The organism is Rossellomorea sp. NRS-1567, from assembly GCF_050467885.1.
GTDB lineage: Bacteria > Bacillota > Bacilli > Bacillales > Bacillaceae_B > Rossellomorea > Rossellomorea aquimaris_C.
The window spans coordinates 60,656-81,484 of record NZ_JBITPL010000005.1 but is presented as its reverse complement, the minus strand read 5'-3'; the positions used below and the strand labels follow the sequence as shown (position 1 = coordinate 81,484).

Annotated in this window: 22 protein-coding genes; 16 read left to right on the top strand and 6 right to left on the bottom strand. The window is 40.7% G+C overall.

Going from position 1 to position 20,829, the window contains the following annotated elements:
• Positions 1 to 5 precede the first annotated feature (5 nt).
• The 4 genes from ACIFOD_RS03655 to rlmH all read left to right on the top strand — a co-directional run bounded on the left by ACIFOD_RS03655 (position 6) and on the right by rlmH (position 3,110).
• Complete coding sequence (locus ACIFOD_RS03655; protein ID WP_430313500.1) at positions 6 to 800, top strand: MBL fold metallo-hydrolase; 795 nt, start codon at positions 6 to 8, stop codon at positions 798 to 800.
• Between the two features lie 215 nt (positions 801 to 1,015).
• Positions 1,016 to 2,257: a S1C family serine protease gene (locus ACIFOD_RS03650; RefSeq protein ID WP_397553611.1), complete on the top strand. Its 1,242-nt coding sequence runs from the start codon at positions 1,016 to 1,018 to the stop codon at positions 2,255 to 2,257.
• Positions 2,258 to 2,377: 120 nt separating this feature from the next.
• Positions 2,378 to 2,536: a CxxH/CxxC protein gene (locus tag ACIFOD_RS03645; protein ID WP_430313499.1), complete on the top strand. Its 159-nt coding sequence runs from the start codon at positions 2,378 to 2,380 to the stop codon at positions 2,534 to 2,536.
• 94 nt (positions 2,537 to 2,630) lie between these two features.
• The gene (rlmH, locus tag ACIFOD_RS03640; protein WP_374055327.1) at positions 2,631 to 3,110 is read left to right on the top strand and encodes a 23S rRNA (pseudouridine(1915)-N(3))-methyltransferase RlmH; all 480 of its coding nucleotides are present in this window, start codon (positions 2,631 to 2,633) and stop codon (positions 3,108 to 3,110) included.
• Positions 3,111 to 3,197: 87 nt separating this feature from the next.
• Here rlmH and ACIFOD_RS03635 read toward each other — a convergent pair whose 3' ends face one another.
• A complete protein-coding gene (locus tag ACIFOD_RS03635) occupies positions 3,198 to 4,193 on the bottom strand; it encodes a tRNA dihydrouridine synthase (RefSeq protein WP_430313498.1) in 996 nt (331 codons plus the stop codon).
• A gap of 382 nt (positions 4,194 to 4,575) precedes the next feature.
• Between ACIFOD_RS03635 and yiaA the strand changes: the two genes are divergently transcribed.
• Together yiaA and ACIFOD_RS03625 are read left to right on the top strand one after the other, a co-directional pair.
• The gene (gene yiaA / locus ACIFOD_RS03630) at positions 4,576 to 5,046 is read left to right on the top strand and encodes an inner membrane protein YiaA (protein WP_113969365.1); all 471 of its coding nucleotides are present in this window, start codon (positions 4,576 to 4,578) and stop codon (positions 5,044 to 5,046) included.
• Between the two features lie 319 nt (positions 5,047 to 5,365).
• The gene (locus tag ACIFOD_RS03625; protein WP_430313497.1) at positions 5,366 to 6,868 is read left to right on the top strand and encodes a malate:quinone oxidoreductase; all 1,503 of its coding nucleotides are present in this window, start codon (positions 5,366 to 5,368) and stop codon (positions 6,866 to 6,868) included.
• Positions 6,869 to 7,006: 138 nt separating this feature from the next.
• On the opposite strand, the gene ACIFOD_RS03620 is transcribed toward ACIFOD_RS03625, so the two are convergent.
• The gene (locus tag ACIFOD_RS03620; protein ID WP_430313496.1) at positions 7,007 to 7,498 is read right to left on the bottom strand and encodes a hypothetical protein; all 492 of its coding nucleotides are present in this window, start codon (positions 7,496 to 7,498) and stop codon (positions 7,007 to 7,009) included.
• Between the two features lie 260 nt (positions 7,499 to 7,758).
• Here ACIFOD_RS03620 and ACIFOD_RS03615 point away from each other — a divergent pair, with 260 nt between their 5' ends.
• Complete coding sequence (locus ACIFOD_RS03615) at positions 7,759 to 8,691, top strand: FkbM family methyltransferase (RefSeq protein ID WP_430313495.1); 933 nt, start codon at positions 7,759 to 7,761, stop codon at positions 8,689 to 8,691.
• Positions 8,692 to 8,779: 88 nt separating this feature from the next.
• Here the strand turns inward: ACIFOD_RS03615 and ACIFOD_RS03610 are convergent, their stop codons facing one another.
• The gene (locus ACIFOD_RS03610) at positions 8,780 to 10,210 is read right to left on the bottom strand and encodes a PH domain-containing protein (RefSeq protein ID WP_430313494.1); all 1,431 of its coding nucleotides are present in this window, start codon (positions 10,208 to 10,210) and stop codon (positions 8,780 to 8,782) included.
• The gene (locus tag ACIFOD_RS03605) at positions 10,207 to 10,725 is read right to left on the bottom strand and encodes a PH domain-containing protein (protein ID WP_430313493.1); all 519 of its coding nucleotides are present in this window, start codon (positions 10,723 to 10,725) and stop codon (positions 10,207 to 10,209) included. The genes ACIFOD_RS03610 and ACIFOD_RS03605 overlap by 4 nt, the downstream gene beginning before the upstream one ends.
• Positions 10,726 to 11,002: 277 nt before the next feature.
• Here ACIFOD_RS03605 and ACIFOD_RS03600 point away from each other — a divergent pair, with 277 nt between their 5' ends.
• The 9 genes from ACIFOD_RS03600 to ACIFOD_RS03560 all read left to right on the top strand — a co-directional run bounded on the left by ACIFOD_RS03600 (position 11,003) and on the right by ACIFOD_RS03560 (position 17,874).
• Positions 11,003 to 11,353 carry a YwqH-like family protein gene (locus tag ACIFOD_RS03600; protein ID WP_430313492.1) on the top strand — a complete coding sequence of 117 codons (351 nt, stop codon included), beginning with the start codon at positions 11,003 to 11,005 and terminating at the stop codon, positions 11,351 to 11,353.
• A gap of 36 nt (positions 11,354 to 11,389) precedes the next feature.
• Positions 11,390 to 11,668, top strand: coding sequence for a YwqI/YxiC family protein (locus ACIFOD_RS03595; protein WP_430313491.1), 279 nt, complete (start codon positions 11,390 to 11,392; stop codon positions 11,666 to 11,668).
• 14 nt (positions 11,669 to 11,682) lie between these two features.
• On the top strand, positions 11,683 to 13,116 hold the full coding sequence (locus ACIFOD_RS03590) for a ribonuclease YeeF family protein (RefSeq protein ID WP_430313490.1): 1,434 nt from the start codon (positions 11,683 to 11,685) through the stop codon (positions 13,114 to 13,116).
• A gap of 33 nt (positions 13,117 to 13,149) precedes the next feature.
• Positions 13,150 to 13,857 (top strand): hypothetical protein, encoded by a 708-nt coding sequence (locus ACIFOD_RS03585; RefSeq protein ID WP_430313489.1) that lies wholly within the window; start codon positions 13,150 to 13,152, stop codon positions 13,855 to 13,857.
• 26 nt (positions 13,858 to 13,883) lie between these two features.
• The gene (locus tag ACIFOD_RS03580) at positions 13,884 to 14,663 is read left to right on the top strand and encodes a hypothetical protein (protein ID WP_430313488.1); all 780 of its coding nucleotides are present in this window, start codon (positions 13,884 to 13,886) and stop codon (positions 14,661 to 14,663) included.
• 14 nt (positions 14,664 to 14,677) lie between these two features.
• Entirely contained in the window at positions 14,678 to 15,100 is a 423-nt protein-coding gene (locus ACIFOD_RS03575) for a hypothetical protein (protein ID WP_430313487.1), read from the top strand.
• Positions 15,101 to 15,469: 369 nt separating this feature from the next.
• Positions 15,470 to 15,823 carry a hypothetical protein gene (locus ACIFOD_RS03570; RefSeq protein ID WP_430313486.1) on the top strand — a complete coding sequence of 118 codons (354 nt, stop codon included), beginning with the start codon at positions 15,470 to 15,472 and terminating at the stop codon, positions 15,821 to 15,823.
• A 702-nt stretch (positions 15,824 to 16,525) separates the two neighbouring features.
• Positions 16,526 to 16,903, top strand: coding sequence for a hypothetical protein (locus tag ACIFOD_RS03565; protein ID WP_430313485.1), 378 nt, complete (start codon positions 16,526 to 16,528; stop codon positions 16,901 to 16,903).
• Between the two features lie 32 nt (positions 16,904 to 16,935).
• Positions 16,936 to 17,874: a hypothetical protein gene (locus tag ACIFOD_RS03560; RefSeq protein WP_430313484.1), complete on the top strand. Its 939-nt coding sequence runs from the start codon at positions 16,936 to 16,938 to the stop codon at positions 17,872 to 17,874.
• A 203-nt stretch (positions 17,875 to 18,077) separates the two neighbouring features.
• On the opposite strand, the gene ACIFOD_RS03555 is transcribed toward ACIFOD_RS03560, so the two are convergent.
• Both ACIFOD_RS03555 and ACIFOD_RS03550 read right to left on the bottom strand, forming a co-directional pair.
• On the bottom strand, positions 18,078 to 20,024 hold the full coding sequence (locus ACIFOD_RS03555) for an FtsX-like permease family protein (RefSeq protein WP_430313483.1): 1,947 nt from the start codon (positions 20,022 to 20,024) through the stop codon (positions 18,078 to 18,080).
• Positions 20,014 to 20,775 (bottom strand): ABC transporter ATP-binding protein, encoded by a 762-nt coding sequence (locus ACIFOD_RS03550; RefSeq protein WP_148970594.1) that lies wholly within the window; start codon positions 20,773 to 20,775, stop codon positions 20,014 to 20,016. The genes ACIFOD_RS03555 and ACIFOD_RS03550 overlap by 11 nt, the downstream gene beginning before the upstream one ends.
• Positions 20,776 to 20,829 lie beyond the last annotated feature (54 nt).

Here is a 20,829-nt window from a genome sequence, read left to right as displayed (position 1 = left end):
GCGTTATGGCCATGCATTTTAGTGTGCTTGCCAGTGGCAGTACAGGAAATGCGATATTTGTGGAGACGGAAGAGCATTCCTTTCTTGTCGACGCAGGATTGAGCGGGAAACAGATGGAAGGGTTGTTCAGTCGGATCGACCGGAAGATAGAAGATTTATCGGGTATTCTGGTCACTCATGAGCATAGTGATCATATTAAGGGGATCGGTGTACTTGCGAGAAAGTACAAGCTTCCGATCTATGCCAACGATAAGACCTGGAATGCCATGGACGGTTTAGTAGGGAAAATAGATACGGAACAAAAGTTTTCGTTTGATATGGAAACAGCGAAGCACTTTGGAGGAATGAGCATTGAGTCCTTTGGGGTTTCTCATGATGCGGCAGAGCCCATGTTCTATATTTTTCACCAGGGAGAGAAAAAGCTTGTCCTGGTAACGGACACAGGATATGTAAGTGATCGGATGAAAGGGATCATTTCCAATGCCGATGCGTATGTATTTGAGAGTAATCATGATGTGGGGATGCTCCGAATGTGCCGGTATCCTTGGAATATAAAACGTCGGATTCTTGGTGATTATGGACACGTATCCAATGAAGACGCGGCCATTGCCATGAGTGAAGTGATGGGCGATAAGACGAAAGGAATCTATTTAGCCCATCTCAGCCTCGATAATAATATGAAAGATCTAGCAAGAATGAGTGTTTCGCAAACACTCGAGTCAAAAGGAATAGCAGTAGGAGAACAAATTGATTTATTTGATACGGACCCTAAAGTACCAACACCTTTAGTTGCGATTTAAACCGATTCAAATGTTTGCGATTTTTCTTTTGAAGGTATGAAAAAGGTGAGGGCTTTAGGTCTTCACCTTTTTTTGTCTTCTTTGGTATTTACATATCCAGTAAGAATTTGAATTTCTTACCCTTTTTTTTATCATTTTTTCATTTAACCTGACTATAATCATGCTTGTAAAGATAAAATAACAAAAGGAATAGAACGTAGAAAGGATGAAGTTATATGGGTTATTATGATTCGGATCATAATTCTGAAAGCCGGAGCAGGCAAAAGGGCAACCGGGGAGGAATGTTCCTTGCCGGGTTATTGGGAGTGGTACTTGGAGCTATCTTGGTCATTGTAGCGATTCCTCAGTTAACCAATTTTGACATCTTACCGTATTCAATTCAACCCGACGAGGACCTGAAAGAAACGGATGATGCGTATCATAATGGGGCCACTCAAAATGTTTCTGTCGATGTGACAACGGATGTGACGAAAGCCGTAGAGAAAGCTGGAGACTCTGTTGTAGGAATCACGAATATCCAGTCTCAAAGCTTCTGGGGACAGGGTGAGGGACAAACTCAGGATCAACAGGCGGGTACAGGATCCGGGGTTATGTATAAGAAAGAAGGCAATAAAGTCTATATTGTGACCAATAATCACGTGATTGAAGGAGCAGATCAGCTGGAAGTGACGCTTGCAGACGGGACAAAGGTGCCTGCCGAAATGCGTGGTGCGGATATTTGGACAGACCTGGCTGTAATCGAAATTGATGGCAGCAAAATCAAGAAAGATGACATTGCCGAGTTTGGAAATTCAGACAAGCTAAAAGCGGGAGAGCCTGTTATTGCGATTGGTAACCCACTTGGACTACAATTTTCCGGTTCCGTTACACAGGGGGTTGTCTCGGGTGTAGAGAGAACGATTCCGGTCGATATTAACCAGGATGGAATGGAAGATTGGAATGCAGAAGTTCTGCAAACCGATGCAGCCATCAACCCGGGGAACAGTGGTGGAGCCCTCATTAATATTTCCGGTCAGCTGATCGGGATCAACTCCATGAAAATCGCCCAGAGTGCAGTAGAAGGGATTGGACTTGCCATCCCGATCAACTATGCTCAGCCGATTATTGAAGACCTTGAGCAGTACGGTGAGGTCAAACGTCCGGCAATGGGTGTGACACTGGAGGATGTGAATAAAATTTCTGCCTATCATCAGCAGGAAACATTGAAGCTTCCGAAAGAAATCAATTATGGTGTCATGATCAGACAAACCGTTCCCAATTCTCCAGCTGCCCAGGCAGGCTTACAAGAGCTGGATGTGATTACGGAGCTGGACGGAGAGAAAATTGAAAATGTCATTGAGTTAAGAAAGCATCTTTATAACAAAAAAGATGTAAACGACCAAATGAAGGTTACATTTTATCGAAACGGGGAAAAGAAAGAAGTAACCATGAAACTAACTGACGAATCCCGATTATAGAATGTGGATAAGCGAAAAGCAGGAAGGCCAAGCGCCCTTTCCTGCTTTTTCTTTACATGATATGATAACTGTGGATAAGTATATACTCTAAAATTAGACTACAGATTAGGAGGAAACGACATGATTTACTGCTGCTTGGAACATGTAGAATTAGCCATGGATATTGTCGTGGATGAGCATGAGGTAGCGCCTCAACTGACAGAGCTTTCTGAAGAAAATAAGTTATCCACAACTTGTGAATATTGTGGGAATAACGCAATATATATAGTGGCGAACTAATATTCCCATACGATATGTGGATTGACTCTGTGGATATGTGGATAAAGTCTGTGGATAACGTGTTTGTAAATTGTTTGTAAAGTGAGTGTGGATAGTGAATATCACCATTGTAACGGTTGGTAAATTAAAAGAGAAATATTTAAAGCAAGGAATAGGTGAATATGTAAAGCGCTTAGGTGCTTATGCAAAAATAGAAATCGTCGAGCTTGCCGACGAAAAAGCACCGGAAGTGTTGAGTGAATCTGAAATGGAGCAAGTGAAAAATAAAGAAGGAGAACGGATCTTAGCTAAGATCTCTCCTGATCATCATGTCATTGCCCTGGCCATCCAAGGGAAAATGCGTTCATCGGAAGAACTTGCCGATAATCTGGACAAGCTTGCTACGTACGGGAAAAGCAAAGTCGCGTTTGTTATCGGTGGATCACTTGGATTGAGTGATGATGTGATCAAGAGATCCAATGAGACCCTTTCGTTTTCGAAGATGACTTTCCCCCATCAGTTGATGCGGCTGATCCTGGTGGAGCAGATTTATCGTGCGTTTCGGATTAATCGGGGTGAACCGTATCATAAGTAGAGGCAAAAAAAGGGTCAGACCCCCAAGTAAGCTAACGCTCACTGGGGGTCTGACCCTTTTTTACTCTATTCAAAAATGAAATGTGCTTTACTTAGACACAGAAAAGCCTTCCTCCTCTTTCACTCTATCAGCGTACTCATCAAGCAGAGCACGAACTTCATCGGTGGATTCTGATTCCATCAGACGATTTCTCAGCTCACTTGCTCCCCGGAATCCGCGGACGTAAATCTTAAAGAAGCGGCGAAGCGGTTTGAATTGGCGCGGCTCAAGTTCTTCTGAGTACTTATCATGAAGTTCTAGCTGCAGTCGTAGGAGATCGAGCAGTTCTTGACTGGTATGCTCTTTCTTCTCTGTTTCGAAAGCGAAAGGATTGTGGAAGATCCCCCGTCCGATCATAATGCCGTCCACGCCGTATTTCTCCGCAAGTTCGAGTCCCTTCTCGCGGTCAGGAATGTCTCCGTTGATGGTCAGAAGCGTATGAGGAGCTATTTCGTCACGCAGTTTCATAATCTCAGGGATCAGCTCCCAGTGAGCATCGACGTCGCTCATTTCCTTTTTCGTACGGAGATGGATGGAAAGATTGACAATGTCCTGTTCTAATAAATGCTTCAGCCAGTCGTGCCACTCCTCCACCTTGGTATAACCTAGACGGGTCTTCACACTGACGGGAAGTCCTCCAGCTTTGGCTGCCTCGATGATTTCCGCCGCGACATCCGGTCGGCGGATCAGGCCCGATCCTTTCCCGTTCGCTGCGACATTGTGCACAGGGCAGCCCATATTGATATCGATTCCGCGAAAGCCCATTTTAGCTACACCTATACTTGTTTCACGGAAGTATTCGGGCTTATCCCCCCAAATATGAGCGACGATCGGCTGTTCATCTTCCGTGAACGTCAGACGCCCGCGGACGCTGTCTTTTCCTTTCGGATGACAGTAGCTTTCCGTATTCGTAAACTCTGTAAAGAACACGTCAGGACGCGCCGCTTCACTCACGACATGACGAAAAACGACATCGGTCACGGCTTCCATCGGTGCCAGAACAAAAAACGGCCGTGGCAACTCATGCCAAAAATTATTTTTCATAGTATATTTAAACCCTTTCCTTTAGGGAAACCTGTTCCCAAAATTAAAAAGTAAATTGAATTAGTCTTATCCATTCCCAGTTAGGCAGGATTTCAACCAGTATATACTTTAATAGTAATAAACAAAAAGTGCAAGGGGGCGAGTCGCCTTGTTTCCTCTTCAATAAAAGAAAAACGATACAAGATAAAGTGAAAATGATCGGTCCGCCAGTAAACCAACGCTATGAACACAGGGGAATGGGCCCTTTCGCTTAAAAAACCATACCTAAAAATGAAATTTTCACTCCATAATAGTAAACAAAATCTGTAAAAAATTGCTATAATGATTCTTAGGGTAGCAGGGTGAAACCTGCCTATAGAATGACAGTAAAGGGGAGCGGTTAATGTCTGAGTTGAATGAAAACCCGTTAATGAAAAGCGATGAAAAGAAACCAAAGATCAAGGTGGAAAGAAAAGAAGGGGAACCGACTGCCGCTTTTAAAGGGGCGAGCTGGGCAGCATTGGTACTAGGTGTTTCCGCTTATCTGATTGGCCTGTTCAATGCAGGAATGGAACTGAATGAGAAAGGGTATTACTTTGCTGTATTGATATTCGGATTGTATGCAGCTGTATCACTGCAAAAAGCGGTACGGGACAAGGAAGAGGATATCCCCGTTTCGGGCATCTATTACGGGCTCAGTTGGTTTGCAGTGATTGTAGCCATTTCCTTGATGGCGATAGGACTTTATAATGCCGGTAGTATTATCTTAAGTGAAAAAGGATTTTATGGTATGTCATTTGTTCTCAGTCTATTTGCTTCAATTACCATTCAGAAAAATATCCGGGATACACAGCAAGCTAGAGAAAGAGATTAATGATGCGGGCAGTACTGATGACAGTATTGCCCTTTAATGTTAAAGAGGGTGCATTTGCGTGGGAAGAGATTCCTATGTCCTTATTTTTTGTTTAATAGGTTACCAAGTCTGTGAAAACGGACTTTTCACTTTTTTAAATGCTCTAAATAGTATATAATTATCAGATAACGGTAGATATTTTGATTCCTAAATCATTATAATAGATAGTGGTATGTTTATAACAGAACAGGTGAGTTCCAGGGTGGCGCCTTGCTTTAAGTGAGACCTGAGCATGAGCGCTTACTCTTTTCTGAAAATATAAAGAGTAAGGAAGGTTTTCATGAGCAGCATACAGAAAAAAACAGACGTTATCTTAATTGGTGCCGGGGTCATGAGCGCGACTTTGGGATCATTACTGAAAGAGTTAGCACCGGATTGGGAAATAAAAGTGTTTGAGAAACTGGCAGATGCAGGAGAAGAAAGTTCGAACGAATGGAATAATGCGGGTACGGGGCATGCGGCATTGTGCGAACTTAACTATACTTCAGAGAAATCTGACGGATCGGTAGATATAAGTAAAGCAATTAAAATCAATGAACAGTTCCAGCTTTCAAGACAGTTTTGGTCGTATCTAGTAAGACGTGATTTAATTGGTGATCCGAAAGACTTTATCATGCCTTTACCTCATATGAGTATGGTACAAGGGGAAAAAAATGTAGCGTTTTTGAAAAAACGATTGGAAGCGCTAACAAACAACCCTTTGTTTCAAGGGATGGAATTTTCCGATGACCCTGAAAAACTGAAGGAGTGGATTCCGCTCATCATGGAAGGCCGTACATCGAATGAACCGATAGCGGCAACCAAAATCGACTCTGGGACGGACGTCAACTTCGGGGCTTTAACACGTATGATGTTTGACCATTTAAAAAGGCAAAATGTCGAGATGAACTACAAACATAGTGTGAAGGATATTAAACGTACCAGCGACGGTTCGTGGGAAGTCAAGGTGCATAATATCGACAGCGGTAAGATCGAACATCACACGGCAAAGTTTGTCTTTATCGGCGGTGGGGGCGGAAGTCTGCCTTTACTGCAAAAGACAGGTATACCAGAATCAAAACATATTGGAGGATTCCCGGTAAGCGGACTATTTATGGTATGTAACAATCCGGAAGTAGTAGCACAGCATCATGCCAAAGTATATGGTAAAGCCAAGGTGGGGGCTCCTCCAATGTCCGTTCCCCATCTTGATACAAGATTTATCGACAACAAGAAATCGTTACTGTTTGGACCGTTTGCCGGATTTTCACCCAAGTTCTTAAAAACGGGTTCGAATTTGGATCTGATCAGTTCCGTCAAACCGAATAATGTCCTCACGATGCTCGCTGCAGGTGTCAAAGAGATGTCATTGACCAAGTACCTGATCCAGCAAGTGTTATTGTCGAACGAAAAGCGTATGGAAGAACTACGGGAGTTTATCCCTAATGCTAAACTCGAGGATTGGGATATCGTAGTGGCCGGCCAACGTGTGCAGGTAATCAAAGATACTGAGGCAGGCGGGAAAGGAACACTTCAATTCGGTACGGAAGTGGTTAGTGCCGCTGATGGTTCGGTAGCTGCATTACTGGGTGCTTCCCCAGGAGCTTCTACTGCCGTTCACGTTATGCTTGAGTTATTTGAAAAATGTTTCCCGCAGCATATGAATGAGTGGGAACCGAAACTTAGAGAAATGATTCCTTCTTATGGTTTGTCACTAGTGGAAAACCCGGAGATGTTTAAAGAAATCCATACTTCAACAGCAAAGACGCTTGGTCTAAATGGGAAAGAGTTAGCTTACAGTTAATGTCCTGCAATTATGGTCGAAATAAACCCAAGCTTAAGCTTGGGTTTATTTATTTAATCTATCAGAATTCTATTCTGGTGTATCTACACAAGGTTACTGGAGAGAGAAAGTCCTGTATATGAACAAAGTGCGAAAAGTCTAACACCAAACAATGATTCTATAAGGTGTGGTTTGAGCAGGTATACTCATTGTGGCGGGTCCATAGATCACAATCAGATTCCGATTGACAGGGTACTTTGAAAAGGATTGTCCGTTGGTTAATACCATCTGAGTATAGGGGGAGAGATTTAATCTTAGCGTGCCATCGCTGCTCTCCAACTGTGAGTTGAAATAGTCTACTTTTACATTTTGAGATGAACTTTCTTTTACCATGACAAGTGCACGATATTGTGGTGGATAAATAAGGGGAACAGGTGCGTTCCCATCATAATATCCGGTTATCCTATCCCCGACTGCCACCATTCTATGGTCCACAAAGTATGTGGTTGGCGACACGACGAAATTCACCGAGCCACCTGATCCGTCTTCTACAGATATTAATTTATAACACCCTTCCCCTTCCCCGTTTTGTCCTGTCATAAAACCACTGATCATGGTGATGGTACCATAAAAAGACATGAAATTTACCATACGAATCCTCCATTCATTTTTGAATTGAATGGTCCGGTATTGAAGTTATGCTTTCCCTGCAAATCTACGAATAACCCGATGAAAAACATACAACCCTCAACACAATATAGTTTTATGATAAAGAGATTATCACACAAAGTGAAAAAATTTTCTTTCTTCTTTTGTAAAGGTTTCATGAAGAAAGCCCTGTTATAGAGGATTTTCCGGTGGCATCTAAGAATGTATACCTCTAAACAGGTTTCTTTAAAGGGGGGTCAAACATGAAGTGGAATGCTGCTATTCGAAAGCCTTTTCTAATGAGAGTCTGGGAGAACTATCCGAAGACTTGGAAATTTATGATCGATGTAGGCATTTTGGTAAAGTACAAAACATTGAATATAAAAAAGCTGCCTAAAACATTAACATTGCCCAGTGCCACGGTTCTCTATATAGATTCTGAGGAAAATCGGGGAAGGGCACTACTGATTAGCAATGGGGTTACCCAAAAAAGGCTCGATCGATTCTGGTCCATGGCTGTGAAGAAAATGAATCCCGACCTGGTCATCGATGTAGGCGTGAATTACGGGGAGTGTATCTTCTCTACTCAGTATTCACCCGAGACCAGGGTAATAGGCGTGGAGGCGAACAGCCGTTTAGTACCTTTTATTGAACAATCTAAAGAAGCACATCCTAACCGGTCACAAATAGCAATCTACAATGCGATCGCCTCGGATAAAGACAATGAAGAAACGGTTTTCTTTGTTGATAGGCATTGGTCTGGTACCTCTTCAGCCACTTATGAACCTTCTCATAAGTTAATAGATAAGGTACCTGTCCAGTCCATCACCATCGATACCCTTTGTCATGATCAAACCTATGAAACAGTCCTTTTTAAAGTGGATGTTGAGGGATATGAAGCGTTTGTCTTAAAAGGGATGACTAACCTTTTCAAAACAAGTAAGTCAATCCTTGGATTCATTGAATTCAATAGTGAATACCTTGAAAAGCTGGGTATCAGTGTAGATGAGTTTCTCCTGTTTCTACAAACGTACTTTACGATTTACGTATATAAGGAAGACCATAGTCTGGTAAAAGCTGCACATTACAACTACATGGACCTGAAAAATTTGTTTGGAACGGATTATATTCATACTGATTTTTTATTGGTGAGTGATGAATCCTTTATGGAACGAATGCATATAAACTATGTGTAAAGCTTCACCTCATCTCGGGGTGGATTATTAAATTCTTGATAGTCTAGGTGATACGACTGTGCCCAGGTCTGTATAAAAGAAATCCGTCTCACCCAGAGACGGATTTCTTATGATACCATTCATAAAAAATACCAGCTTCCTCTTTCGAAACCCCAAACAACAAACTCTCATGACTCGGATTCGCTCGATTGGAGAACATGATGGTAGCCACTCGGAACTTACGATCAAGCCATGAGTGCTTCACAGTCACCTGCTGGATCCGGTCCCGATGGGTGACGAAGGTTTCGTTCAACCAGCCTCCCTTTCGAATTTGGACGGTTTGATCGTGACGAGTGTACCTTGTAAACCAGTAATCAAGGATTCGCAGAAGGATGGATACTCCAAAGACAATCCCTGCGATCCAAATCCATTCCAGCTTAAAGATCCATAGGCCCACTACAGCAGCAATCGTTAAATAATAAGGTTGGAAAAGCTTCAGCCAAAGGACCTTCAGTGGGAAGCGTTCCATCTCCTCTTTGACCGGGTAGTGGGGAAGGATGGTGTGCAGCATATCATAAGCTTCACGTTTTGGCATAAAGGGATATAAAGAACTTATTTCCTCTTTTTCGCCTTCAGAGGAGCCGGCACTGATCAATTTGATCGAAACAAGCCCGAGTATCCTTTTCACAATGGATTGTTCCACTCTGACAGCTTGTACTTTATTCTTTGGAATCGAGTAGCTGACCTCATTCCCAATCCCTTTTTCAATATAAATCCGTTCCTGGTCATCGCTAATGACATAATTTCCATACTTCATATACGTTTTTACAAAACCAATGGAGATGGACAGGATCATGGCAATGAGGAAAAGAATGATCAGGATCCACACATGATTCAACAAGTAGTGCCAGGCACTTTCTGCTGATTCTTCGATGGCAAAGAAATCGGCCAGATTGAAATAGATGGCGCTTACTAATGGGAAGATGGCCAGGAAACTGAGTGACGTGAAGGATGCTTTAATCAGATCTTTCCTGGTCGCTTGAAAGTGTACTTTGCGTTCCGGCTTTATATCTTCTTCCGATTCATCTCTGTTTTGCTTCTGTTCGAGATAAGATAAAATGCGATCCTTCTCTCCTTGTGTGATGACGGGAAATTGAAATTGGGCATTTTCTCCACTCGTCCCTGTTTCCATGGTTAAAGAAGTTAATCCAAACCAGCGATGAATGAACGTCGTATTGGACCTGTGGCTGTGGATCCGATCCCAGGAGACCGTTTTTTGCTTTTTAACGAACATCCCTTCTCTGAAGAGGATGGTTTTATTTCCTAATTCATAGCGGTTATAAGCCCACTTAGCAAAGATGGACAGTATTGCCCCCACTGTGGCAACCAACAGGGCGTAGCGGCTCCATATCACCCATCCGGCTGTTGAATTCGCCTTCAGTAGGAACAGGAGGATATAGAACCCAAATAGGCCTTTCGCGGTCGATACTAATTCCACGATGATATAGGCTAGGTGATATCGTTTGGCAGTTTGGGTCATGCTCCCATTTCTCCTTCTTTTGAATCTTTATCCCGAATCTTTGCGAAGGTAGCAATTTCTGCTTTCAATGTCTTCGCTACATTTGCCGGTATGGCAGGTATTTTGTGACTGGAGGTCGTTGTCCCGATTTCAAGGTCATAAAGGTCATAGCTACGCATGATGGGTCCCTGCTCTGTGCGGACGTATTCCACTTTCTCCATCGGTATCAGGATATGCTGCTGCTGAAACTTCCCGAATTTCAACTGAACGAATTCCTGATCGACCTGATATCGCCAGGTTCTTTGCAGGTAAATCGGTTCTATGAAGATAGAGAAAATGGAAGAGACAATGAACAACCCTCCCAGAATGTAAAGAACGATCCCGATCCAGTCGTACCAATCGAATCGGTCACTGCATATCATTAGGGCTCCTATGATGAGCAGTGCTGTTGTATGTCCGATCGTGTTGGATATTCGCCAGACTTTAGTGGCTTTTATTGATATGGTTTGTGTTGGTTCAGGTATGTTTATGTACATTTTTTCACCTCTGACTTAAAATACGTGTTTAATATAATAAAAGTTTCAGATACTGGAAAATAATGGTGTAAAAAGGGTTTCATTTTACAAAAATTGTGATACTTAATTAATAGTTCGTATTATTCATTGATAAATAATATATCGAATAGGTAAAAAGGATTACTTGCACATACTAAAAATAAACAGATTCTATCATTCTGACAAAATTTCATCCATGTTATAGTTAAAAAGATTGGAAAATTTTATGAATTAGAGTAATCAATTGAGGTGAAGGTTCTTGTCTTTATATTTTTACTACGGGTTGTTAAGTGAAAAACGTGAGCAACTTCAAAGGCTTCAGACATGTCAGAGCAAACTTCAAGGAAACAAACAGGAATTTTCAAGTTATCGGGAATCCATTACAAATCCTGAATTATCTGGATTCACCTGGCAAGGGACGCTTGCAAATAAATTTGATGAAATAAGGTATGAAGGAATGCTTCATTACTTTACAGATATTGAAAATAACCAGTTCAGTGAAGTGTTCTCTATGCTGAGCAGCAAGATGCAAACCATAAGCAGTGAAATCCAGGCAATAGAACAGACTATTCACAGGTTGGAATCTGAAGCTGAAACAATAGCTGAGTAGAAAGAAATGTATTTACACTAGTGGGGGGTAGCTGTTATGGGCAATGAAATCAGAGTAGTACAAGGAGAAATAGATCATGATCTTTCCAAAATGAAATCCTCTGCAGAATCTCTTCAACCGGATGTACCTCAAAACATTGGTCAGGAAAATCGCCTGGAAGTGGTAACAAAATTGAACGAATTGAATCAAAGCATGGTACAGATGCTCCAGAGTTATAAAGAACTGCTTATCAGAAATGAAGAATTGACACGACTGGCGGTCCAGGATATGTCGGATGCCGATAAGGAACTGTCGTCACATATCAAAGCCAGGTAAGGAGAGAAATAGGGATGAAAACACTGGATGTCATGTCTCTTGAGTCAGGATTAGAACAAGTACTTGGAAAGTTAAACAAGCAAAAAGAACAGATGATCGAAATTGAATCAGCCATAAATTCCTTTATTTCTCAAGATGCCTCTTTTAAAGGAAAAGGAGGTCAATCGATACGGTCTTTTTACCAGGATTCACATCAATCCTTTCTGGAATTCTATCAGCAAATGGTAACAACATATGAATCTACCCTGAAAGCCATTAAAAATGAATTACAGGGGTTGGAGCCGGCCCAGAATGGATATATTCAGGAAAGCTTTTTGCAGAATGACTTGGAAAATGGATTAAATAGGGGAAGAGATGTGGTGATGGACTTAACAAGTGAGTCCAATGAAACAATTCAAAGCGTTCAAGATATCGTCTCATTACCAAGATTACAAGACGGTTCTTTCCTTCAGCAGGTGCACGTTGCGAGGCAGCAAAAAGATCAAACCGTCGAAAAACTTCACCAGTTTGATCAAAGTCAATCCGCCAACCTGGAGCCGATTCAACAGGACGTCCACACCATGAACCAATACATTCACCAAATCCAGGGTCTCTTCTCCAACGGGAAAATCTCAATTGATACGTATCAGCCCAATAGCTGTTACCACCCTCAATATGAGTCCGATAGCGGCTCGACAAACCCTTATTTCGAGCTGACCAACAATCCCCGATTTGTCGAGAATGGGGTCGAAGCGGCTGATACTGTGAATGGATTGCAACCGGAATGGGACCCCACACCGACACTGGGGATCAATTTTGATCAGTGGCGAGATCAGCCGATTAATGCTGCGACAAATTTGGGGATTACGGCAGCTACGGGTTATGGAGCAGCAAAAAACGTGAACAAAGCCCGAAAAGGAGCAGGGGTAACTAAAAGTATGTATACAACTGGTCAAGGAAAGAGACGTGTCCGTGTTACATTAACTAAACCTGAACTAATGGACTTCAAGAAAAATAGATATAGCGGAACCAACGCTACGAATTACCCTAAACTTAATAAATTGGTTGACCCTATAACAGGGGTAAAAGAGTCCTTTAAATGGGCTGGAAATAAAATTGGTTATATTGGAATTGGAACTACAGTGGCCGGTGATATTGTACACGGCGTTCAGCATGATCAATCAGCAAGTGAGATTGCGGGGAACGTTACAGGAGATGTTGCCGTAGCTGGTGCATCTATCGCCTCATCCGCATATGTCGGTGCACTTGCAGGTGGAGCTATCGGAGGTCCGATCGGGTTAGCTGTTGGGGCTGTGGCAGGTGCTGCTGTTGGTATGATTACAACATCATTACTAAGTGATCTTAAATTCATGGATGTAGATAGTGATGGTAAAGGAGACTCTATCGGGGACGCAATAAAAAAAGGTACTACTGGTATTATCAATAAGGTTGGGTCTTGGTTTAGTTAATCTTACAGATTCCAATTACAGAGGTGAAAGAATTTGAAAAGACACAGAGATATTGATGATATTACAGTATCTTATTTAAATAATATGCAATTTCCTAAAGAAAACAGAAGAAATGTCATAGGGTTTTTATTAATACTCTTGGACTTTATTGGGCTCCTGCCGTTACTGAGCATCCCATTTTTTGCTCCCTTTTTCTGGGCCGCTCTGATTCCCATCATCGGAGTCCATCTATGGGCTATTCTATATATATTTGCACCCTATAAATTTGAAAGGTCTTACTATTTATTCATTGGTGTTTTTGGTGTAGTGAATACGTATGTTTATTTCCTTGTCATTCAGAAGTTTTTGTATAAACATATTGGAGTAGAAGGAAGCAGCTCCTTCTATATAGGGTTACTTCTAATGTTATTATTATTGATTTTCTTCCAGGTTTTCAATGTAAAAATGCTGTATTCGGGGACCTATGCCAAGCTTCTAAATGGAAACTCTAAGTTTAATATTACACCTATAATCGCATCTTCAAGTTTTGGGTACGTGGTTGCACAATTTCTTATGTCCTATCTGGTAACGGACTCAGTTTTTATGATTGCTTTAATTATCGCATACTCGATTGTATCTATAGTAACTGCTTATTTAGCAACTTTTATCCATAGATATATATACATACAAAAAAATGATGAAATGGTGTTAAAAATGTATCCTGATTTTGGGAAACCTAAGTCAATGAGAAAATTTGGTTAAGGGAGATTATAATGGTTAATTGGACATTGACTAACAAAGATTTATATTTACTTGTAAAAATGTTAGGTGGAAAAGTTCTGATAGGTATATCTAACCCTTTTCAAGATTACGGGGATGATGAATTAGAAAAAGAATGGGAAATGATGTTTAAAAAACTGCATAAGTTTGAACTGGTTCATTATATTGAGGGTGAACTTAAATTCGAGGATCTGTTCATTAGAGCCATGTGGGTTATTTCAAAAAGCAATTTGGTTGCAGAAATTGTAACAGATCAGTTGGAACAAAGTATTTTCTATTTCAGTGACGATCAGGTCGTCGAGTGCATGAAGGAGACTGAAACAAGTTATAAAATCTATACACACCCGGCTCCCGAATGGACCTTGAACGAAGTTATTTTTCCTAGAATGCTTATTGGTGTTGAAAATCGATCTAGACGTTTAAAAGATCCCTTATACATACTTCCAAGTGACTATCTTCTCTACTGTAAAAAACAAGCAATATCGAATCTTGATGAATTATCTTTAAATAACGGAGTAGACCAAGATAGTTTAATAATTAAACAGTTTAATAGATCAATACAAAGGAAAATTCATAACACACGATTAATGTTGTTTTACAAAGGTGAACATGATTGGAATATTGAAGGTATACATGTCCTTTCATCACCATCGTATAATTGGACTTTAAAAATGGTCAGTGAAGATGGTATTGAATGGTTGAATGCCCGTCAGACAACAGGAGGATTATTAGTGCAAGAAATAGCAGGAGTTTTTGAAAGAGTAAAAGGGAAACTAGGAGTGAATTAGAAGGGTGGATCACCATGTTTTTTAAAAAGAAGGATAAAAAGGATATCTTTTGTATAGCTGTTTTCTCAGAAAAAGAATTAACGTTTGAAGAGCTAGACGAGTATAGCGAAAGGTTTGAAGAGGCTGGGCACATTGAGGTGGTTTCTGAGGTGAATCTGTCAGAAAAAAATAGAGAGATTCTCTCAAAAAGATTCCCAGAAACAGATATTTCTTCTCCTGGCTTTGCAGTACTTAAGTTGGATATGGATCGGATCAAAGAAGAAACAAAGAAAATGGAGCAAAAATATAAGTGGAAAAAGATTTTTAATTCAATCCCTAATGATGAATATCTTATTGTTGAAACTAAAACCATGTTTGATTTTCAATATGCCCTTCTTTTTACTAAGGACGCTCAGGAAGTAGTTACCTTTCTGGAAAATCAAAAAAAAATAAGTTGAATGGCATTGCAAAAGGGGGATGATTAGTTGAAGAAAGATAGGTTAGATGACATTACTCTGTCTTATTTAAGGTTTCAATCCCCCCGGGAGAACAGGGGAAATATACTCGTGTTCTTTTTGATTTTTCTGGATACCATTGGTGTTCTTTTTCTTTTAGGAGAGCCAATGGTCCCTTTGTTTTATTGGTCTGGTATAATTCCTCTGGTGTTTATACATCTATGGGCGATTCAGTATGTGATTGCCCCATATACGTTCGAAAGATCATATTATCTGTTTTTCGGAGTGTATGGGGTTATTAATACCTTCGTGTACTTTTTAGTAATACAAAAATTGATATATTCTCATTTTCAAATAATCGGAGTAGTCCCTTTGGTTTTAGGATCGGTTCTATTTGCCTCCCTCCTTCTCATCATGAATTGGATGCACATCCGCTTCTTATATTCCGGCACGTACTCACGGCTTCAAAAAGGAGAAAAGACTGTAAACCTTTCTCCTATTGCTTCAGCCTCAGGCATTGGCTACTTATTGGCACAGTTGATCCTTTCATCCTTCTTTGTAGAGTCAGTGAAAATTCTTATTATCATAGGGGTGTTCTCTATACTCTCTGTGGCGACAGCCTACTTTTCTACTAGCATCCATAAATATTTTTATATTAGAAGAAACATCGAAAAGGTGAAGCAGGTATATCCTCAATTTGGGTTACCGAAGAAATTAAGGACCTGATTGAGGCATTAGAGATTAGGGGGAAGGTATGAAACAGCATCGGGATAAAGACCCAATCACATGATCCTATTTAAATTTGCAAACACCGGAAGAGAATAGAAGAAATATCATTACCTGTTTTTATCATTTTTTTAGACATCATTGGCCTCCTTCCCATTTTGGGAGAGCCTTTCTCCTATGCTTATTTCTGGCCAGCTGTTGTACCGGTGGCATGATTACATATATGGGCAATCCTTTATTTGGCGGCCCCGTATACATTTGAAAAATCGTACTACTTGTTTTTCGGCATATACGGCATCGTGAATACATATTTGTATTTTTGGGTGATACAAAAATTTTTGTATGTACATGCCGGATTGGCTGGAAATTTCCCATTTACTATAGGGGTATTGTTACTAATTGGGTTATTGGTGTTCTTCCAGCTATTTAATCACAGATTGTTGTATTCCGGAGCGTATGTAAGGCTGCAGAGGTATAATCATAAGTTCAAGTTATCACCTGTTTTGACCGCATCAAGTATTGGGTATGTCATTGCTCATATTCTGCTTTCTTCCTTCATGACGGAATCTCTTTTTATCACGTCTGTCCACCGATACTATTTTATACGGAAACATGAAGAGACAGTTAAAAAGATATATCCTCAGTTTGGTTTACCTAAAAGGGAGAGGGGAAATTTAAAGGGAATAATTCGGGGGGAGGCACATGTCAAAAAAGAAAATAGCGGGTTTCATACTAATGTTCGTGGTGTTTACCTTGATTGCTTGTTCTTTGTACGCGATTAATATACCTTTACCTAGTTCCTATATCCCATTAATGATTGCTGCAAATGGAGTGTTTGCTTTTTGTTCTATTTTTGCTCAGCGATTGGTTGTTGTTTTATACGAAGTGAATGTTTATGAAGAAAATGATAGTTTAATCGGATATTTCAATAAGTACACAGCTATCTTTACATCGGGTATTAATTACTATATTCAAAACGTATTAATCCGCCTCCCATTTCTAGTAAATAAGCTTCTTGCCTTATGTTTTTTCCTATCTCTTGTTTGGATTGGTTTTGGGATTGTTGGAATCTTTGATTAATGTATATTAAGTGATGGCTAGGGGGATATAGCATGACAGAGGAAGAAATTGCTCAACTTTCAACAGAGGAACTCGTTGAAAGTTTGAAGGAAGCGGGATATAGCAAAAAAGCGAAACTGCTGAAAAAGAGAATCATTGATATAAGTAGGGAACTGGAGAAAAGTTTAAGGGAGACTAACTCTAAAGAACTTAACAGAATCATTCATGATATCGGAACGTCTTCACACTATGTCCTCTTTAAATTTAGGGGAGAAGAGTTGAGGATACATTCTATAGATACTCAAACAGCTCTATTTGAAAAGATACATCAATCTGAACACACATTTCATTATCTACCATTACAGGTGGATTTTTCGAATAGACTCGGTGAATTTTATGGTTTGGATATACAAGTTGATGAAGATCCCGCTAAGATCAATCTGGACATGAACCCGGAAACATATGATAAGATCCTTGCTATTAATGAAAACGAACTCGATAGAATGATTGATAATGAGCCCTTTCAAATAAGCTTATTCTTAAAAGCTTTTAAAGCGAACGATCAAAAAATCGATCAGATCACTTATTCGAATGGGAAGACTGACAAAATGGAGGATGCATTCCTGTTCATTCCTGCAGAAGAATATATATGGTCGATTAATTATAGAAATGTAAATAATAATCAAATCATTGCCACCAGCAGTCCTTTCAAAAAGTTCTTTGAAGTGGTTCAACTAAGTGTAGTGGACTATCTGACATCAAAAGTGGATAAAAAAGTCGAAAAGAAGGATGAGAAATTCTTCTCATTTAAACGTGGCTTCATTTTTTACTGGAAGAGTAATGTTTTCCTTCTCTTTTCTATTCTTTTATTCTTATTGAATAAAAACAGTTGGGCTAAGGATGGGGATAGTTATGTTTGGGTATTTGGTATCCAGTTGGAAGCACTTCTGATGATCCTATCATTCATTGCCTGTTTACGTCCCAGGGTTTAAGAATAAATTCTGCTTTTAGTAATAGTGAAAGTGCATAGAGACACCTCTAAAATTCTGTCAAAAAGAATAAATAACAAAGACATGTCCATAATAACCAAATACGCGGCCGAGCTTGAAATGAACAAGATGAAAAGCCAAAAAAGGAAGTAAAATCGGTCTACATAAAAGAGCCATCCCGGATATTGACGGGATGGCTCTTTCCATTAGAGCGATACTTTGATCACTTTTTTATAATAAAGTACCGATAATACACCAAAGATTGAATACAGAATCGTATATAACCCCATTACAATGATCATCGGCGTCCAAACCTCGGCACCGAACAGGAACCATCCTGATTGAACGGCGAAGTAACTGTGCAGCAGACCGATGAGGAGAGGGATCCCGAAGCTGAAAAGCTGCTTGGCTTGAATGCCTCTCAACAAGTCACCCTGAGTGAAGCCCAGTTTTCTTAAAATCGTATAGTTCGGTTTCTCATCTTCACTTTCGTCCATTTGCTTGAAGTACAGGATGCATCCGGATGTGATCAGGAAAGTGAGACCCAGGAACCCGACGATGAACATGATGAGTCCGATATTTTGTTTCTGTTCTGCCTTCATATCGTACTGGGAATCGTTTGCCCATCCTTCGTCCAGGCTTAACTCATGAAAGAGGTCGTTTGCTTTCAAGATATCTCTTTCTTGTTCAATCGTGACCCCGATGTAGAGAGAAGATTCCTTCTGTATAGCAGGATCCAAGTCATTCTTCAGGCGTTTGAATACATTGTCATCCACGATCACAACAGGTGATCCCCCTGCTGTAAAATACCATGAAATCGGGTATTCATCCCGCATTCCCAAGTACTTGAGCTTGGTGACCTCCGTTTTCCCTTTCAGTTCCGTCACCCCTGAATCATGTAACGGAATGACCTTTTGAAGTAAGTCGCTATAGCCTGTAAAGACCGTTTCGTCTTCTTTTACATCGACGCCTTCAACGTTTTTCTCGCTGATGACCGAGTTCGGCATGGCATCCATTGAGCCGTTCAGTTCGGCAAAATCAGAGTCCGTAATGCCTTTTAGGTTGACTAACACTTCAATGACTTCGATCTCTTCCTTCTTGTATTCAATGCCATTGTCCAGTAGGGCATCTTTAAAGTGTTGGAAGTCTTGTGTATTTGTAAATGAAAAATCGGTCGGAACATTATTTTGAGCTGTTTTTTCAGCAGAGTAATAGCCTATATAGCTCAGGGACAATAACGCTATCGCCAGTGCTGATACCGTCGTGATGATCGTCAGCAATAAAGCGTTCGATTTCATCCGGAACATGATGGATGAAAGGGATAGGACTTCGTTAATATTCAGATAGCCATCTTTCTTCTTGCGAATGACATTAAAAATGAAGCTCACGGATCCCTTATAAAACAGATAGGTACCAAGAATCACCGAGCCAAGGATAAAAAGCATAGCCCCATACAGCTGTGGCATGGTCGTGAAGTCCCCGCCAAACAATTTAGAAGAAACGTAGTACCCCGAGGCAATCAAGATCATCCCGAAGATGCCGATGATGATCTCAAACCTGGACATTTTTTTCACTTTGGTTTCCGTCGATGAACGGACCCTGAACAGTGATAATATACTTTGCCTTTTAATAAATACAAAATTCATTAGCATGATCAGCAGGTAGATCGCGCAGAAAACAAGGATGGTCTGGATAAGAGCATGGGTTGAGAAGTGGAGTGTGGCGATTGCCTCGACTCCGGTTATTTTGAATAAGATCATGATGATCAATTTTGAGAAAGAGAATCCGATCAAGATGCCGAGTATCAATGACCCGAAATAAAGGATGAAATTCTCCACGGTCAAAATACGAAAGATTTTATTTTTTGTCATGCCGATTAACTGAAATAACCCGATTTCTTTACTTCTTCTTTTAATAAAGAGCGTATTCGCATATAAAAGAAAAATAGAGACGATTGCGACAAGTAAAACGGAAGCCGCACGAACCGCTGCGCCGCCTTTGATGGATCCCTTTGTTGCGTCCATGGATGGATCATACTGCAGGGTCACAAAGGCGAAGTAAAGCGCGACACTAAAGACCAGAGCAAATACATAAAGGTAATAATTCTTGAGGTTTTTCTTGAGATTTCTGAAAATAAGGGTATTAATGTTCATTCTGCACCCCGCCGAGCACCCCTTGGGTTTTCATGATGTCCTTGAAGAAGTGCTGTCTTTCCTGTTCGCCTTTATTTAATTGAGTATAAATTTGCCCGTCCTTGATGAAAATCACCCGACTGCAGTAGCTTGCTGCCACGGGATCATGAGTCACCATGACGATCGTCGCTTTCAGCTTTTGATTTAACTCACTAAGCTTATTTAAGAGATCAGAGGCCGACTTTGAGTCGAGAGCACCTGTTGGCTCGTCGGCGAAAATGATGCTTGGTTCATGGATGAATGCCCGGGCGGCTGATGTACGTTGTTTTTGTCCGCCTGAAATTTCGTTCGGGTACTTATCTTTTAATTCAAGAATCCCAAGCTCCGAAGCAAGGTCGTTGAATTTCTGATCGGCTTCCTTTTTGGGTGTCTTTGTGATGGACAATGGCAGAAGAATGTTCTCTTTCACCGTCAATGTGTCCAGCAGATTGTAATCTTGAAAGATAAAGCCGAGGTGATTCTTTCGGAACTCTGCGAGCTGCTTTTCTTTCATCATCGTCATTTCATTGCTCTCGATCTTTATCGAACCCTCACTCACTTTGTCGATGGAGGAAAGGACATTTAAGAGAGTGGTTTTACCGGAACCCGATGCCCCCATGATACTGACGAATTCTCCTTTTTGGATCGACAGGTCGATTCCCTTTAAGACTTCCTGCTTATTGAATTTATTGCCGTAGCTTTTATGAAGTTTTGTTGCTTCTAATATCGTCATCGTGAAAACTCCTTTGATTTGATACCCTTATTATAAAAAGCAGGAAGTTTCTTT

Excerpts from the sequence above, each read along its gene's own strand:
- ACIFOD_RS03610 (WP_430313494.1), bottom strand. The coding sequence starts at position 10,210 with ATGACCCAAACTGCCAAACGATATCACCTAGCCTATATCATCGTGGAA.
- ACIFOD_RS03575 (WP_430313487.1), top strand. The coding sequence starts at position 14,678 with ATGTTTTTTAAAAAGAAGGATAAAAAGGATATCTTTTGTATAGCTGTT.
- ACIFOD_RS03565 (WP_430313485.1), top strand. The coding sequence starts at position 16,526 with ATGTCAAAAAAGAAAATAGCGGGTTTCATACTAATGTTCGTGGTGTTT.
- ACIFOD_RS03590 (WP_430313490.1), top strand. The coding sequence starts at position 11,683 with ATGAAAACACTGGATGTCATGTCTCTTGAGTCAGGATTAGAACAAGTA.
- ACIFOD_RS03595 (WP_430313491.1), top strand. The coding sequence starts at position 11,390 with ATGGGCAATGAAATCAGAGTAGTACAAGGAGAAATAGATCATGATCTT.
- ACIFOD_RS03620 (WP_430313496.1), bottom strand. The coding sequence starts at position 7,498 with ATGGTAAATTTCATGTCTTTTTATGGTACCATCACCATGATCAGTGGT.
- ACIFOD_RS03560 (WP_430313484.1), top strand. The coding sequence starts at position 16,936 with ATGACAGAGGAAGAAATTGCTCAACTTTCAACAGAGGAACTCGTTGAA.
- ACIFOD_RS03625 (WP_430313497.1), top strand. The coding sequence starts at position 5,366 with ATGAGCAGCATACAGAAAAAAACAGACGTTATCTTAATTGGTGCCGGG.
- ACIFOD_RS03650 (WP_397553611.1), top strand. The coding sequence starts at position 1,016 with ATGGGTTATTATGATTCGGATCATAATTCTGAAAGCCGGAGCAGGCAA.
- ACIFOD_RS03605 (WP_430313493.1), bottom strand. The coding sequence starts at position 10,725 with ATGTACATAAACATACCTGAACCAACACAAACCATATCAATAAAAGCC.
- ACIFOD_RS03555 (WP_430313483.1), bottom strand. The coding sequence starts at position 20,024 with ATGAACATTAATACCCTTATTTTCAGAAATCTCAAGAAAAACCTCAAG.
- ACIFOD_RS03635 (WP_430313498.1), bottom strand. The coding sequence starts at position 4,193 with ATGAAAAATAATTTTTGGCATGAGTTGCCACGGCCGTTTTTTGTTCTG.
- ACIFOD_RS03655 (WP_430313500.1), top strand. The coding sequence starts at position 6 with ATGGCCATGCATTTTAGTGTGCTTGCCAGTGGCAGTACAGGAAATGCG.
- yiaA (WP_113969365.1), top strand. The coding sequence starts at position 4,576 with ATGTCTGAGTTGAATGAAAACCCGTTAATGAAAAGCGATGAAAAGAAA.
- ACIFOD_RS03615 (WP_430313495.1), top strand. The coding sequence starts at position 7,759 with ATGAAGTGGAATGCTGCTATTCGAAAGCCTTTTCTAATGAGAGTCTGG.
- ACIFOD_RS03645 (WP_430313499.1), top strand. The coding sequence starts at position 2,378 with ATGATTTACTGCTGCTTGGAACATGTAGAATTAGCCATGGATATTGTC.
- ACIFOD_RS03550 (WP_148970594.1), bottom strand. The coding sequence starts at position 20,775 with ATGACGATATTAGAAGCAACAAAACTTCATAAAAGCTACGGCAATAAA.